General features: G+C 40.5%; 14 protein-coding genes. 12 read left to right on the forward strand and 2 right to left on the reverse strand.

The features are described from left to right. Position 1: 1 nt before the first annotated feature. Positions 2–1,297: a serine hydrolase gene (locus AC5590_RS15510; RefSeq protein WP_169264491.1), complete on the forward strand. Its 1,296-nt coding sequence runs from the start codon at positions 2–4 to the stop codon at positions 1,295–1,297. Between the two features lie 147 nt (positions 1,298–1,444). Continuing rightward, positions 1,445–4,525, forward strand: a complete 3,081-nt coding sequence (locus tag AC5590_RS15515; protein ID WP_169264492.1) for a plasmid replication protein, CyRepA1 family — start codon at positions 1,445–1,447, stop codon at positions 4,523–4,525. Between the two features lie 120 nt (positions 4,526–4,645). Here the strand turns inward: AC5590_RS15515 and AC5590_RS15520 are convergent, their stop codons facing one another. Next, a complete protein-coding gene (locus tag AC5590_RS15520) occupies positions 4,646–5,518 on the reverse strand; it encodes a hypothetical protein (RefSeq protein ID WP_169264493.1) in 873 nt (290 codons plus the stop codon). 1,145 nt (positions 5,519–6,663) lie between these two features. Between AC5590_RS15520 and AC5590_RS15525 the strand changes: the two genes are divergently transcribed. The 8 genes from AC5590_RS15525 (at position 6,664) to AC5590_RS15560 (ending at position 12,814) form a co-directional block, all read left to right on the forward strand. Beyond that, complete coding sequence (locus tag AC5590_RS15525; RefSeq protein WP_169264494.1) at positions 6,664–6,885, forward strand: CTB family bacteriocin; 222 nt, start codon at positions 6,664–6,666, stop codon at positions 6,883–6,885. Between the two features lie 228 nt (positions 6,886–7,113). After that, complete coding sequence (locus AC5590_RS15530; protein ID WP_169264495.1) at positions 7,114–7,443, forward strand: CTB family bacteriocin; 330 nt, start codon at positions 7,114–7,116, stop codon at positions 7,441–7,443. A gap of 241 nt (positions 7,444–7,684) precedes the next feature. Continuing rightward, positions 7,685–9,835, forward strand: coding sequence for a peptidase domain-containing ABC transporter (locus AC5590_RS15535; protein WP_169264496.1), 2,151 nt, complete (start codon positions 7,685–7,687; stop codon positions 9,833–9,835). Positions 9,836–10,051: 216 nt separating this feature from the next. Continuing rightward, positions 10,052–10,438, forward strand: a complete 387-nt coding sequence (locus AC5590_RS15540) for a hypothetical protein (protein WP_169264497.1) — start codon at positions 10,052–10,054, stop codon at positions 10,436–10,438. A 1-nt stretch (position 10,439) separates the two neighbouring features. Continuing rightward, entirely contained in the window at positions 10,440–11,864 is a 1,425-nt protein-coding gene (locus AC5590_RS15545) for a hypothetical protein (RefSeq protein ID WP_211178382.1), read from the forward strand. A gap of 49 nt (positions 11,865–11,913) precedes the next feature. Beyond that, positions 11,914–12,174: a hypothetical protein gene (locus tag AC5590_RS15550; RefSeq protein ID WP_169264498.1), complete on the forward strand. Its 261-nt coding sequence runs from the start codon at positions 11,914–11,916 to the stop codon at positions 12,172–12,174. After that, positions 12,171–12,626, forward strand: a complete 456-nt coding sequence (locus tag AC5590_RS15555) for a type II toxin-antitoxin system VapC family toxin (RefSeq protein ID WP_169264499.1) — start codon at positions 12,171–12,173, stop codon at positions 12,624–12,626. The genes AC5590_RS15550 and AC5590_RS15555 overlap by 4 nt, the downstream gene beginning before the upstream one ends. A 41-nt stretch (positions 12,627–12,667) precedes the next feature. Beyond that, complete coding sequence (locus tag AC5590_RS15560) at positions 12,668–12,814, forward strand: hypothetical protein (protein WP_169264455.1); 147 nt, start codon at positions 12,668–12,670, stop codon at positions 12,812–12,814. A 100-nt stretch (positions 12,815–12,914) separates the two neighbouring features. Here AC5590_RS15560 and AC5590_RS15565 read toward each other — a convergent pair whose 3' ends face one another. Next, positions 12,915–13,322 carry a universal stress protein gene (locus AC5590_RS15565; RefSeq protein WP_169264500.1) on the reverse strand — a complete coding sequence of 136 codons (408 nt, stop codon included), beginning with the start codon at positions 13,320–13,322 and terminating at the stop codon, positions 12,915–12,917. Between the two features lie 90 nt (positions 13,323–13,412). Between AC5590_RS15565 and AC5590_RS15570 the strand changes: the two genes are divergently transcribed. Together AC5590_RS15570 and AC5590_RS15575 are read left to right on the forward strand one after the other, a co-directional pair. Further along, positions 13,413–14,615, forward strand: a complete 1,203-nt coding sequence (locus AC5590_RS15570) for a phosphoglycerate kinase (RefSeq protein ID WP_169264501.1) — start codon at positions 13,413–13,415, stop codon at positions 14,613–14,615. Positions 14,616–14,683: 68 nt separating this feature from the next. Further along, positions 14,684–15,301, forward strand: coding sequence for an NUDIX hydrolase N-terminal domain-containing protein (locus AC5590_RS15575; protein WP_169264502.1), 618 nt, complete (start codon positions 14,684–14,686; stop codon positions 15,299–15,301). Positions 15,302–15,929: the final 628 nt, after the last annotated feature.

The following is a 15,929-nucleotide window of genomic DNA, read 5'->3' on the forward strand; positions in this document are numbered from 1 at the left end:
AATGCCGAAAAGGCGTCGATCTCAAAAATTCCGGAATAGATCTCCCAAGCAGAACTTTGCTGTCAAACTAAACCATGTGACAGTAAGAGTGATAACTTTAGGTGTATTACTAGCTGTTTTGATAACTAGATATGGATCAAAACAATCTATCAAACCATCTACCCAACAATCGTTACATGCACCAACAGCCACTTCGCCAATTCCTGTTATCCAAGTTGCTGTCAAATCATCCAGCAAACAAAATTCGAAATCAGTAACTCCAGCTGTGCCAGTTCCTGATTGGGCGATAAGCCGGAGGCTTGACGCTACGCCGATCGCCAAATCACTGTCTATTCCCTCTCGTCAAGCTGGGAAACAAAATTCACAAGTCGTCTACAACCTCAAAAAACCTCCAAATTTTAAAGACTCTCAAGAGTTGCAAGGGATTGTTAACAATCTTGTGGAGCTTGCTGCTGACGAAAATCTGCCTAAAGAGGCTTTATCTGTTACCTTAATAAATGCAAAAACTGGTGAAACAGCCGGATACCAACAAGATATACCAAGATATCCTGCGAGCGTAGTTAAGATGTTTTGGATGGTGGTTTTATATGCCCAAATAGATAGCGGTATTTGGCAAAATGAAAGAGATTTTGCTCCTTATTTGGCTAAAATGATTCAGGAGTCTGATAATGAGGCTGCTAGCTTTATTATAGATCAAGTCACAGGAACACGTTCGGAATCAGAACTAAAGAGCGAAAAATTTCAACTTTGGAAAAACAAACGCCAACAACTTAATCGATTTTTTCAAGAAGCAGGTTACAAAAATCTTAATATTATTCAAAAAACATTTCCCGTTGACTATCTTAATCTTCAAGAGCCTGAGGGAAGTGAATCGCAGCTACTTAATAACCCAGTTGGAAATTGGAATAAGATAACGACAAAACACGCAGCCAGACTATTGTATGAAATGTGTTACGCTGAACACGCTGTCTCTTTGCAAGCCAGCAGAAAAATGTGTGGATGGCTCAAAAGAGATTTAAATCCTAAAATTTGGCAACCACCAGATTCTTATGATTTCAACCCGGTACGCAGTTTTTTTGGTGAATCTTTACCCGACACTCGTGTTCGATTCTATTCTAAAGCAGGGGCGACTTCTGCTTCTCGATCAGAAGCCGCAATGGTTGTTACAGAAGATAACAAAACTGCTTATATTTTGGCAGTTTTTGCTCCAGATTCGGCATACGCTGATGATGGACAGATTTTCCCCAAGATGTCTGCTCTTGTCTATAAACGTATGACTTCTGGCAGTTCAAGATAGCAGTTATCAATTTAGATTAAACCATCATTTTCAGTGTATTCTTTGGAATGGTGTAATAAGCCTCACAGTACTTTCATACTCCCTCATCTCAAAATTGCATATGCATGATAAGGTGTTATGCACTGTTTTTTCCGAACGCCGTAACTAATGCATTTGTACTATCTAGAGTCCCAACACCTTGAGGAATTAGTCCAAGGTAGCGGTATAGATTTAAACCTTGCAAAACTCAATTTTGTGTCTTTGAAAGGCAGAAACACTTATGATTACCTGCTAATTTCTGAACATCTTCCCCGCACAAATACTGGGATGGTCAAAAATGGGTGGTTACAGCGTTATGCCCACATCACTGAAGGTGGTTGGTGGTGTTCTGGACTTGACTCCCTAAATCATTGGCAAGCCATGGAGTGGGGGTGTTTTAAGCCCAACCAACCTCGATTAAATGAAAATGGCAAGTTGGTAAAGTACGAACATCCCCCTACTACAGCAACGCGAGTATTTTGTCTGCGAGTATCACTCGATATCTGGCAGCAAGTGGCTCAACGTTACAATGTACCCATGCCCAACAGTATCAACATTGCTGGCAATGGTGAAGCTGAAAGCTTTTGGCAATGGGTGATGGAACGGAACATTCCCATTATTATTTGCGAAGGTGTTAAGAAAGCTGCAGCACTATTGACACAAGGATATGCAGCTGTTGCTATCCCTGGAATTACCAGTGGTTACCGCGTCATCAAGGATGGCTTTGGCAAAGTTATCAGTCGCCAGCTTATCCCAGATTTAGCAGCATTTGCGAACACTGAGCGTATCTTTTACATCTGCTTTGATTTTGAAACTGAACCTAAGAAAATTGCAGCAGTCACTAATGCTATCTCCCAGCTAGGATTTCTGTTTCAAGCAAAAAATTGTTCCGTGCGAGTCATCAAACTTCCAGGAATAGAAAAAGGGATTGATGACTTTCTCGTCGCCAAAGGTGCAAGTGCTTTTGAGACAGTCTACCGCCAAAGTGTTGATTTAGAAGTTTACCTTGCTCAAACCAAGCCTCACACCGAGTTAACCATTCCGGCTGCACTCACCCTCAACCGTCGCTATTTAGGAGAAATACCGTTCCCCTCCTCTGGATTAGTTGCAGTCAATTCTGCAAAAGGAACAGGAAAAACCACAACACTGCAAACTGTTGTGAATCAAGCCAAAAGTAGAAACAAACCCGTATTACTCATTACTCACAGAATCCAACTGGGACGTTTTTTATGCGAAAAAATTGGCATTCAGTGGGGAATGGGAAGGAGAGAGAAAAGGAAGGAGGGAAGGATATTTTCCCACACTCCCACACTCTCTTCATCTCCTGATTCTCTTGGATTATGTATTGATTCTATTTGGAAGCTAAATCCAGAGGATTGGCGAGGGGCAATCATCATTTTGGACGAAGTAGAACAGTCTTTATGGCATTTACTTAACAGCAACACTTGTAAAGATAAACGCGTCAAAATTTTAAAAGTCTTCCAGCAGCTTATTTCTACCGTGTTGATAAGTGGAGGATTAGTGATTGCCCAAGATGCAGATTTATCAAATGTTTCCTTAGAATATTTACAAGGATTGGCAGGAATGAAAATCATTCCTTGGATTGTTGAAAATCAGTGGAAACCCCAGCAAGGTTGGGATGTGACTTTCTATGATTCTCCTAACCCAACTCCCTTAATTCATCAGTTGGAATTGGATTTAATTACAGGACACAAATGTTATGTGACGACGGATAGTCGCTCTGGACGTTACAGTTGTGAAACGATTGAACGTTATCTTCAAGAACGTTTAGAAAGATTGCAAAAAGAATTTCCAAAAACTTTGGTTGTTAGTAGTCACACAACAAATACACTAGGTCATGAAGCGGTTGATTTTGTTGCAGGTATAAATCAAAAAGTAACTGAATATAACGCTGTTTTTGTGACTCCTACCCTTGGTACTGGAATTAGTATTGATGTTCAACATTTTGACCGCGTTTATGGTATTTTTCAAGGCGTTATTCCTGACTGTGAAGCACGACAAGCTTTAGCAAGAGTACGCGACGATGTGCCGCGTATTGTCTGGTGTGCAAAGCGAGGAATTGGCTTAATTGGTAGTGGTAGTACAAATTATCGTTCATTGTCTTATTGGTATCAAGAAAATCAAAAAGAAAACATAGCTTTGCTCAGTCCACTACATAAAGTTGATGTCGATTTACCATTGGTGTATGATCCTATTCATCTACGAACTTGGGCAAAATTGTCTGCTAGAGTCAATGCTTCTATTACGCTTTACCGTAAATCTCTGAAAGACGGTTTGATAGCTGATGGACATCAAATTCATGTACGAGGTAATGATGTTCAAAAGAATATTATCCGAGATTTACGTCTAGCCTTTTTAGCAACTGAACCTAGCGACATAATAACCCGTAAAAGATTAATCCTAGAAATATTCCAAGTTCAAAAAGATTGGTTTAAAAGTCGGAAAAAATCAAAAGAGATTGATGAGAAAATCAGAGAAATTAAGCAACGCAATCAATTAGGATCTGCAACTACTGTAGCTGATGCTAAAGATATTGATTATGTAGAATATGAGCAGCTATTGCTGAAACACTCGTTGACTGAAGAGGAACGTAATCAAATTCAGAAATATATTCTGAGACAAAAGTATGGTGTCGAAGTCACTCCCTTACTGAAATTACGTGACGACAAAGGATATTATTACCAACTATTAATACATTATTATCTAACTCATGAAAGCGAGTATCTCTGCCTGAGAGACAAGCAAGAATGGTATCAGCAATTAACTTGGGGTGAAGGTAAAGTTTTTCTGCCAGATTTGAAGACTTATAAACTTAAAGTTGAAGCTTTGAGAGCATTAGGAGTGCTACAGTATCTCGAACCAAAACGAGTTTTTAGTGAAAATGATGCAGATTTATTATTGTTGAGAAATGTAACTTTTCAATGTAGTCAACATATCAAAAGATCCATTGGTATTAATTTATTGCAGCAAAAAGAGTATATTTCACCTATAAAAATACTTAAGCAACTGTTGAGTTTATTAGGGTTAAAGCTGAAGCGGATAAATAATGCAGTTTATCAAATTGACTCTGAAACACTCTATGATGGTAGGCAAAAAATATTTAGCGTTTGGCACAAACGTGATGAGTTGATGTTGGCAAATTTTAAGAGTATTGGTTTTGAGATAGCAAATATCCCGGTTCTTGCTTGAGTGCAAGATAAATGTTGTGGGGTAAGCTTAGAGTTATTTGTGTCAAGTTAAGCCAAATATCCGACTTTTTAAAGAAGTCGGATATCTTATACAATTCGTTACAATCCAATTAATTTCCTCCTACCATAAACGTTGGTTGTAGCGCCTTTGTGTCTCTTCTATAAAAACCTCTAAAGTTTCGCCCGGAACCTCTTCTTCAGTTAAAGATTTATAGAACTGCTGAGCCGTATTTCCAATTTGATAAACTAAATAAGTATCAGTTCCTGTATTAATAAATCCTCCAGCAACTGGAATCATTTGTGTTGCACTTAAACCGATTGTGGCTAATCTATTGGCTCTCAGTACGCGATCAAGAATTGCAAACGCTTCATTTTTACACTCTGGAATTTGTAGTTCAAAACCGTAAGCGACTGCGATCTGAAAAATAATTTCAGCTTGGATCAGAGCAATTTCAACATGATCAACTCCCACAGACTCTGCCATTTTTGATGGAACAACACTCATGACTACAGAAGTTCTGCTGACGCGGAAAAGCTGTCGGCGAAGCAGACGCTGAGTCATTTGTTCAGGCGTTGCGTTGGGAGATTTTGTTAAAACAAGAGTGACAAATTTCTCAACTGCATCTAGATCAATCAGTTCGATATGTGCCCTTGCAGCAGCTTCCTTTGCTGTTTGGTTCTCGTCTAGTTTCTTCCTGAGAGATTCTTGATTCTGTTCCAGCTTGTTTCCAAAAAACTGACGTGTTTCCTGTTGTGCTGTTTTCCCTCGTTCAATCGCAGATTGCACCACGTCTTGTCCAAAATCTGTAGCTGACTTAACTGATTGGACAATGTCTCGCTTTAACTTTGTTACCTCGCTAACCATATCCTCACTGATTTGAGAACTGACTTCACCTAAAGTTCCGCCAAGTTCTTGCAGTGTCTTAAGAAAGGACGCTTTCTTTATATCTTTTGAGGTATCACGACGTGATTGCCCACGGTGGAAGTTACTCATTGCTCTACTATAAAGGTTTTTGCTTATTTATAGAATAAGTTTTTCTGAAAAAATCTGACATGTTTCCCATAATCAAACTATCACTGGTTAACTGTGAAGATGCACAGGGAACAGGGAACAGGGAAAGAGTGTTTCTTTTATTCGTAGTGGGTGGCGATACGCCTAGCAGCGTCTGTTGCTTTGCGCGATACCACATGCGATCAGCCAAGGGCTTATCGATACTGATGGGGCGGGCTTAGGATACACATTCTATAATCCCTATATAGCAAGGCTTTCACCAAAGGTAACTAATATCCATTCAAAAAATGTTTGCGACAGATAACCCCACCCGCCCTATCTCGGATCTTGCACCTTACCCATAGTACCCCTTGAACTCAAGTTCAAGGCTAATAATTCAAGTGAGTTAAAACGGACTAAAAGACTTACCCAGTCAGTTTTAACTCACTTGAACTTTGAGCCAAGAAATTTATTTCTTGGCAGACGATATAGCCGTTGCCAGGTAGATTAGGACATGAACTAATAATAAAATACGGACATCACTAAATTTTCAACCCTGTTCCCTGTTATATGTCCTAATAGAGTTGGCGACTGCTATAAGTATGGCGCAAGATTTGAGCTATCCTTACAAACGTTGAGGTGTCACTGAGGAATTTAACACAAGCCAAAAACTTGATTTCTTTCATTTGTTTGCATAAGTGCCGAATCTATCCCAAGTGCGCTGATTTGTCACAGAAGCCCGAAATCCCTGTATGCACAGCTTAAGGTAGGGGTTGCGGTGAGGGTTTGTGTGTCATCTCAACGCAACTTAGTATTGTTTTGTTGCTTAATAATTTACAATATCTTTATCAAAGTAGCAGTAATTTTAAAAGTTTATTTTGAGCTTAATCATTTACAATATCTTTATCAACCTTTTGTGGTTACTTGTGTTAGCTAAAATAACACATTCTTATGTATTTTTCGGAAATGCCGCGCTTCAGAATTGTGTAATTCCTCTTTCCAAATTTGGTACTTAAGTTTGCATAAAAAGGGAATGACTCAGTTAGTTGCTTGCATATATCGTATTAATCAAGCGAGGAGTTGAACAGCCAAAAAGAGGCAATCAACGACGAGCGACAAGTCAACATAAACTTAAGAGGTTTTCAACCATGTCTCAACTATTTACCGATTTATCCGCAGAGCAACAAGAAATCGTAGCTGGTGGTCAAGGTCTGGATGCCTTAACTAAAGACCTCAGCCAATTTAATGCCTTGGCTGCAATTAGACAAGTAGGAACTGCTGCAGGTCCTGGTGGCGCTGCAACAGCGTCTCAGACAGCCTTCCAACAACTTGCTAGCCTTGGTATAAGTGAGCTGAAAGTAACGATCTAATTCGGTAGACTGAATTTCTTTCTTAAGCGAAGAATTGGGTAGCTTTGTCTAGATGAGTTAGCTACTATTAGCTATCAGCTAGATTGAGAGCAATAGTAGAGAGGCAATTTCTCACCTCTCTACCACTCTTTATTATTACTACCAGGTCGGTTTTGTAGAACGAAAAGATTTGTCTAATCCTTATACTATTGTAAAGTACACGGACTGCCAAATCAGAAAGGTAAGAGTATGTCTAACGATATCACATCTAAGAATTGTGAATTGCTAACAGAGTTGTCTGAGCAAGAACAGGAGGTTGTATCAGGTGGACGTTCACGTTCATCATTTGAGTTACGCGATTTTTTCTTTCAAAGGACAAACGTAAGAAGTTTTGCAAATAGCGGCTTTAATGCTTTGCAGAGTGGCGCTTCCCTCTCAGATCAAAGTGGATATATGTATTCACAAACTACTCTCGCAATTGGTTCTTTGTTTATGGGTAGTGGACGCAGCCGTAGATCAAGAGGTTTGAGTGGTAATAATTTCTTATCTTTCTTGCTTTACACTCTTTTGCACTCTTGATGATAGTATCAGCCAGGTAGTTAACAAGAGCGCAAAACACAGAATGCATCTCTAGAAAATTAGGGAATTTGACAGCGTCAGCGAGAGTCATTCGACTTTTGTAATGAGTTTCTGATTCTGACTACTGACTGCTGGATTCTGTGTTTTTTCTTTAGTTTAAAAACTGTAATATATACACGCATTAACTGAGATCAAAAGATGAACCACACCTCTAGGTTTTATTCTTTTGGGTGATTTGCCGATGAAATACCAGTTTATTCGACAGCATAGTGAGGAAGACTGCGGTGCAGCTTGTTTAGCTTCAATAGCCAAACATTATGGACGTACTTTTACTGTAAATCATATCCGTGAAGCCGTAGGTACTGGACAATTAGGTACAACTTTATTGGGGCTGAGGCGAGGTGCAGAAACACTTGGGTTTAATGCTCGTCCAGTCAAAACTTCTCCAGAATTGTTAGATCGGATAAAAGAAGCACCCCTTCCAGCAATTATTCACTGGAAGGGAAATCATTGGGTTGTACTATATGGTAAGAAAGGCAGAAAATGTGTTGTCGCTGATCCTGCTGTAGGTATCCGTTATCTCTCTAAACAAGATTTAGCAGAGAATTGGACAGATTGGTTGATGCTGTTATTGGAACCAGATCCAATACGCTTTTTTGCTCAAGAAAATGATCAAGTTGGTGGGTTTTGGCGTTTCTTTAAGCGCGTTTGGACTTTTCGCTCAATTCTGGCGCAAGCGTTCCCCTTAAACCTCATCTTGGGACTACTCTCTTTAGCTTCGCCTTTTCTGCTGCAAATTCTTACTGATGATGTACTGGTTCGCGGTGACACCAAGCTGCTCACAACTGTAGCAATTTGTGTGGTTGTGATGCATTTTATTTCCAGCAGCCTTTCTTATGTCCAGTCTCATTTAATCGCTCACTTTGCCCAACGTTTGCAATTAGGGTTAGTTCTGGAATTTGGAAGATCTATTCTGCACTTACCTCTTTCTTATTATGAATCTCGTCGCAGTGGAGAAATCGTTAGCCGTCTGCGGGATATTGACCAGATTAATCAGTTAGTTGCTCAAATCGTTGTTGGTTTACCCAGCCAATTTTTTATTGCGCTGGTTTCTTTTGCTTTCATGCTTTTTTATAGCTGGAAACTGACATTGGTGGCTGTGTTGTTTGCTGTAGTCATGTCAATCTCTACAATCATATTCCAGCCGACTTTGCAGCAAAAAACTCGTGAACTTTTAGTCACAGAAGCAGAAACACAAGGCGTTTTAGTAGAAACTTTTAAAGGCGCACTGACCCTCAAAACGACGACAGCAACACCGCAATTTTGGGATGAGTTCCAAAGTAGATTTGGTCGTCTTGCTAGCTTGACATTACGCACAATTCAGATAAGCATTATCAATCATACCTTTTCTAGCTTAGTTTCTGCTATTGGCAGTGTTGTCTTGCTCTGGTGCGGTGGAAATTTAGTAATTAACCCAGCGGAAAACTTGAGTATTGGACAACTCTTTGCCTTTAACTCGATGAATGGTAATTTTCTCGGGTTTATTGGTAGTTTGATTAGTTTTGTCGATGAATTTACTCGTGCGAAAACGGCAACTCAACGCTTAACCGAAGTTATAGACACCACTCCAGAAAATAAAGGCGATGGGAAAAGACCTTTGGCTAATCTTCCTGGAGATGCTGACATTGTTTGTACAGATGTGAACTTTCACTATGCTGGTCGGCTTGACTTGCTACAGGACTTTTCACTAACAATTCCCGGTGGTAAAGTTATCGCCCTCATCGGTAAGTCTGGTTGTGGTAAAAGTTCTTTAGCTAAAGTGATTGCTGGTTTATATCCACTGGAATCTGGCAATATCCGCATTGGAATTTATAACCTGAATGATCTTTCTCTTGATTGTCTACGTCAGCAGGTGATTCTTGTTCCCCAAGATGCTCACTTTTGGAGCCGTTCTATTGTAGAAAACTTTCGCCTAGGAACGCCCTACGTTACTTTTGAGCAGATTGTCAGAGCTTGTGAAATTGCTCATGCTGATGATTTTATTAGTAGACTTCCTGACAAATATCAAACTATTTTAGGGGAATTTGGCGCAAATATTTCAGGTGGACAACGTCAACGATTGGCGATCGCACGAGCCATTGTCACAGATCCACCAATCCTGATTTTAGATGAATCTACTTCTGGACTCGACCCAGTGAGTGAAGCACAGGTGCTAGATAGATTGTTTGAGCACCGTCGCGGTAAAACGACAATTTTGATTACCCACCGTCCTAAGATAGTTAATCGCGCTGATTGGATTGTCCTGTTGGATCAGGGTAAGTTGAAACTTCAAGGTTCTTTGGAGGAGTTACATTCAAAATCAGGGGATCATATGGATTTTTTAATTCCTTGAAATGCGGAATACTCAGATCTTGCACCTCCGGCTGATACGCCTTGAACTGAAGTTCAAGGCTAATAACCCAAGTCCGTTAAAACGGACTCAAAAACTTACCCAGTCCGTTTTAACGGACTTAGACTTTGAGCCAAGAAATTTATTTATTGGCGGACGAAAAGTATGATGCAAGATCTGAGGAACGAGAAAATAACTAATCACTAATCACGAATTCTTATGCAACCTAACGATATCATTTCTATTACCGCTTTCCTGAATGCCTTAGCGAAGCTAAATGAGTCTTTGCCTGCGGATATCCAAAAGCAACTTCATGCGATCGCCGAAAATTTAAAAGCCAATCCAAACAATATTGGCAACCTCGATGTTATAGCTGAAAGTTATCCACCTTTAGATGAAGCTTACCAACAAGAATTGACAGCTTTGAAACAAGAAGCTGGTATACGAAGTAAAGGTTTGCCGCCACTTCCTCTGCCAAAAGATCCAAATCAAGAACTCACGAACTCAGCAATCGATACTTTTAGTGCTGAAGATTCTGTTGCTGCTGCAAAAGCAAAACGAAATCTTTTGCAACGGCTTTGGCAGTTAATTTCTCGGAGTCGATAAAATGTCAGAGGAAATTATTTATCCCAGTATAGACTTATTCCTTTATGACTTGAAGGATGGCTTAGGACAAGAGCAGTCAAAAATTGACCAAAACTGCCGCAATTTCTGTAAAAAAATATACGGTGATTTAGACGAACAAAGCTTTGAGGAAAAGTATACACAATTCCAGAAGTATCAAAATATAGACGTTGATGTTATCGAGTTACTCGACACTAGAATTCGGCAATTTCCATCACCGCTAGATGGTTACTATTATCCCCTGCAAATCGGCGATACCTACGCCCTCCAGGTTAACGACTCTGGAAAACGAGATGTTAACGGTAGATATAACGATGAACGACAAAACATAAAAGATGAACCTTTCTTGAAACTCAAACAAGAAATTACGCAACACATCTCTGGGCAAACAGGCACAATAGGACAAACTTGGTTACTTTGGGGCAAACTAACAAGTCAAAAGAACGATGCAGAAATAGAAGAGATTGCCCAGAAGTGCTACACACAAATTGTCAGTAATTACGACTGGAAACGAGATTTAATTGGCAAGGGCAAGTTAGAATCAGGAACAATTTTTGAGTTGTGGTACACTCCCCAAAACTTAGGCGTCAATGGTAAAGAGTTTTGGGAAAAGTTTAGACAAGAAAGTCATCATGTCTTAATCTGGTTATTTCCCGATAATATTTCACCCGATGACATGAGAAAGCGGGTGCAAAGTGTCTATTACGAATTTCTACGCTTATGGCAATACCGCCACAAAGTTGTTTGGTCTTACTATCAAAGCCGCTCTCAAAAAACACTTCTCAAAAAAGAATATGTGGAAATACAACCATCAATCAAGCAAGCTAGTGAGTTACCAAAGCTATTGCAAACCAACAGTCTGAAACTTAGTAAGCTACAAGAAACATTGTCGGCTAACTTAATTAACTTGTCAGATTATACGATTGCTTTAAACTACCTAGAAAATCAAAACCGCACAATTCAATTAAACCTAGATAATTACAAATCTCGTTTAGCTGAGATGCAGAAAAAATATGCAGGTAGCGATTTAAAGTTTTTACAAACCTTCAGCGATGGCGAAATTTACGCCAAAAAATATCAGCGACAAGTAGAAGCAGATCTTGCCAATCTCAACCCTGGATTAACTTTACTGGAAAATCTCAATAGTACTGTCCAAGGTATCATTGATTTAGAACAAACGAAGAGCGATCGCGCTCTAGACAACACTATAGCACTCGCAGGTATCGGGCTAGCCATCAGCGGCATAACCGCTACTGCTATTTCCGCCAAACAACCACCTGTGACATCCTATAAAGACTTTTCCTTTCTAGGTTCACCAACCTTCGTCTGGAGTATGATATTCAGTGCACCATTTTTAATCCCTCTAGTTTTTCGTCTACTTTACCGCTTCTTTCGCCTATTTCGCTGATATGGCGGTTTTCAGTTGAGTGTGATACATCAAATACATTAAAGAGTTAATGTCTAAAGAATTACGGGAAATGATGAAACAAGCAGACGCACTCACACCCGATGAGCAATTGCGTCTCATTGCCTACCTGACACAAAGACTACAACATTGCGAGATTACACGCAAGCCACGCCACAAAGTAACTGAATTTATCGGAATTGCACCCAATCACTTAGGCGGTATGGATGCTCAGGAATATATCACACGCATGAGACGCGGGGAGTTTCCAGAGTTAGAAATTGAAGAAATGGAATCAAGGAAACAAGAATGACTGTTGAGGAGAGTTTACAGGGTGTAACGCGCCTGTTTTTGGATAGTGCACCAGTCATTTATGCTGTCGAGGAAAACCCGCAGTATTTGCCAATTGTTAGAGAAATATTCGCTCGGATTGAGGAGAGTTCCCCGATAGGTGTGATTTCACCAGTCACTTTAGCGGAGTGTTTAGTGCGTCCCTATCGTTTAGAACAAACAGAATTACAACAACTATACATTGAGTTATTTTTTCAAACAGAAAATATTATCTTTCAGCCAATTACTAACCCAAGCATAGCACTAGAAGCTGCTCAAATCCGAGCCAGATATAACTTACAATTACCTGATGCTTTTCAAATTGCTGTTGCTGTAGCAGCAGGTTGTGAGGCATTTTTGACTAATGATGTGACATTCAAGCGCGTTACCGAATTGCAAGTGTTAGTACTGGATGACTTTAATACTGCTGAGTAAGTCAAAATTTTAGTAAGCCGCTTGATAACGCGAGATTAACTATGAAAGTCAAAGAATTAGAAAACGAACTATTAGCATTAGATCCAACTGATAAAGCTGAAGCAACACAAATATTAACTAGAAATCTAAGCAACGGTTCCCTAGGAATTAAAAAAACTCCTGGGGTATGTGGTGGTCACACGTTTTGAGCTTCACAATCAAAATTCGTGCAATAAAAACCATATAGTGCGTTACGAACCTTATCCTAACGCACTCAGCAAAATTTAATTCATCTTTACTCCTCACTCCCTACGGCACAACTAAGACTGGGCAAGGAGAAAGATTAATCACGCGGGTGGTAACGCTATCAGTCGATCCCTCGTCAGTCAAGCCTAGCCCTCGACAACCCATGACAATTAAATTTGCTCCTATATCATCTGCCACATCACAGATGGTAAAAGCAGGTTTGCCTTGCCGTTCCAAGGCTTCGGCTGAAATGCCTTGCCCAGCAAACAGGGATTTGGCTGTTTCTAGCAGTTGGGCTACTGTTTCTGGTGAGGACATGGCATCCCCGTTGGGCGAGTCTGCGGCGGGTTCCTCAACTACACTCAGTAGCACCAATTTACTACCATACTTTTGCACTATATTGACAACCACTTCGGCTGCTTCGCGTGCTTCTCGACTTTGATCAATTGGAAACAGAACTGTTTTAAACATTCGGATTCACCTGTGCCCCCATGAATCGGTAAAATCTGGATGGTTGTACTCATCAAAACATAACAAACAGGCAATCAGGAGGTTTGTGCCGTGTCCAAGAAAACTTTAGCAAATTTATCTGCAGAAGACTTGTCTGGTAAACGCGCCCTGGTGAGAGTTGATTTTAACGTACCAGTTGATGATTCTGGCAAAATTACAGATGATACTCGCATTCGTGCTGCTCTGCCTACTATACAGGATTTGACCCAGAAGGGAGCTAAGGTGATTTTAGTGAGCCATTTTGGGCGTCCTAAGGGTGTAGATGACAAACTGCGGTTGACTCCGGTTGCTAAGCGTCTGTCTGAGTTATTGGGGCAAGAAGTTGTCAAAACTGACGACTCTATCGGCGATGAAGTTGCAACGAAAGTTGGGGCTTTACAAAATGGACAAGTTTTGCTACTTGAAAACGTCCGTTTCTACAAAGAAGAGGAGAAAAACGATCCAGAATTTGCCAAAAAACTGGCTGCAAATGCCGATTTGTATGTTAATGACGCTTTTGGTACCGCACACCGCGCTCACGCTTCTACCGAAGGCGTGACGAAGTACCTGAGTCCTTCTGTGGGTGGGTATTTGATTGAAAAAGAATTGCAGTATCTGCAAAACGCGATCGAAAATCCCCAGCGTCCTTTGGTGGCTATTATCGGCGGTTCCAAAGTTTCCAGCAAAATTGGCGTGATTGAAGCCCTTTTGGAAAAGTGCGACAAACTGATCATTGGCGGTGGAATGATTTTCACCTTTTTTAAAGCTCGTGGTTTGAGTGTCGGTAAGTCATTGGTGGAAGAAGATAAGCTAGAATTGGCAAAGTCTTTGGAAGCTAAGGCAAAAGAAAAGGGCGTCACTTTCTTGCTACCCACAGATGTGGTTATAGCAGATAAGTTTGCTGCTGATGCCAATTCTCAAACCGTTAGCGTGGAAAGTATTCCTGATGGTTGGATGGGGTTGGATATCGGACCTGATTCGATAAAAGTGTTCCAAGAAGCCCTTGCTGATTGCAAGAGTGTGGTTTGGAACGGTCCAATGGGTGTGTTTGAGTTTGAGAAGTTTGCTGCAGGAACAGAAGCGATCGCCCACACACTCGCCGAAATCAGCAAAGGCGGCGCAACCACCATCATCGGCGGCGGTGATTCCGTAGCTGCTGTGGAAAAAGTTGGTTTAGCTGATCAAATGAGCCACATCTCAACTGGTGGCGGTGCTAGTTTGGAGCTGCTCGAAGGTAAGGAATTACCTGGTATTGTGGCGTTAGATGAAGCATAAAGGCTAATATCTAAAACCAATGTAGAGACGTAGCGTGCTACGTCTCTACAAAATATAGGGAGAAAATTGTGGAATCCAAGTGGCTGGAATGGACGCAGAAATTACAGGCGATCGCCCAAAATGGTTTAACCTTTAGCGAAAATCCTTATGACATTGAGCGCTATAAAGTGCTTCAGGCGATCGCTACTGAAATAATGTCAACATACTCGAATGTCGAACACAGCTATATCCTCGATTTGTTCGCCCGTGAAGTGGGATACGCAACACCCAAAGTTGACGTACGTGGAGTAGTGTTTCGCGATAATACTATATTGTTAGTCAAAGAAAGGCTGGACGGTTGTTGGACTTTACCTGGTGGCTGGGCGGATATTGGCGACTCGCCCAGTGAAGCAGCTGTTAGAGAAATTTTTGAAGAATCTGGATATCAGACACGCGCGATCAAAGTGCTGGCTGTCTATGACAGAAACAGACAAGGACATACACCGCATCAGCATTACATCTACAAGCTCTTTTTTCTGTGTGAACTTGTTGGTGGTTCCCCATCGGCGAGTATTGAAACAGAGGAAGTGGGTTTTTTTCCTGAAGACAACATTCCAGAACTATCCCTTGGGCGTGTAACCCCAGCTCAAATCACCAGACTTTTCCAGCATTACCGCGATCCAGATTTGCCCACAGACTTTGATTAGGAACCGGAAAAACTCAAACTAGCTCACACGCTCATTTTAATCCAATCTTTGGAAATACGTATAAAATACTACTTTAGGATGAGAGGATTTCCTGAAAATTTTTGCATACTTAAATTGTTCGTCTTCAGTCACGGGGTGTTATTCTGTTTTCTTCTGTTAAGGGTGTAATCAACCTTAGTTAGAGGCGTGCACTACCGCTTTTTATACGGGGTTGCTTTAAAAGATATTACACAGTTATTGGGACAGGGAAGATAAGGAAGACAAGGCGGACAAAAGAAGATACAAGTAAAACAAGAAAAAATTTATATGTTATGCAAGTCAGATTCCCGACTTCTTGAAGAAGTCGGGAATCTTGTTTTTCACAAATAATTTAGGGTTGTTACACATAACAACACTTTGTCACAAAATATTACAAATATGTATTCTTTTGCGTACAAACCTGGTATATATACTGAATAGCCGCAATTTTACTTATTTTAAAGTATTTTTCCCAACCCCATATTCAAAACTCCTAAAATGCTGAGCAAAAAAAAAGTGCGTCACCCAATCTTTTTCTTCGCCTTACCCGTTGCAACCCTAGCAAGCCTTAGCTACCTCAGCGTTGCAACAGCACAAATCACTCCTGATA

Source organism: Brasilonema octagenarum UFV-OR1, assembly GCF_963888615.1.
In the GTDB taxonomy this organism is placed as follows: Bacteria; Cyanobacteriota; Cyanobacteriia; order Cyanobacteriales; family Nostocaceae; genus Brasilonema; species Brasilonema sennae.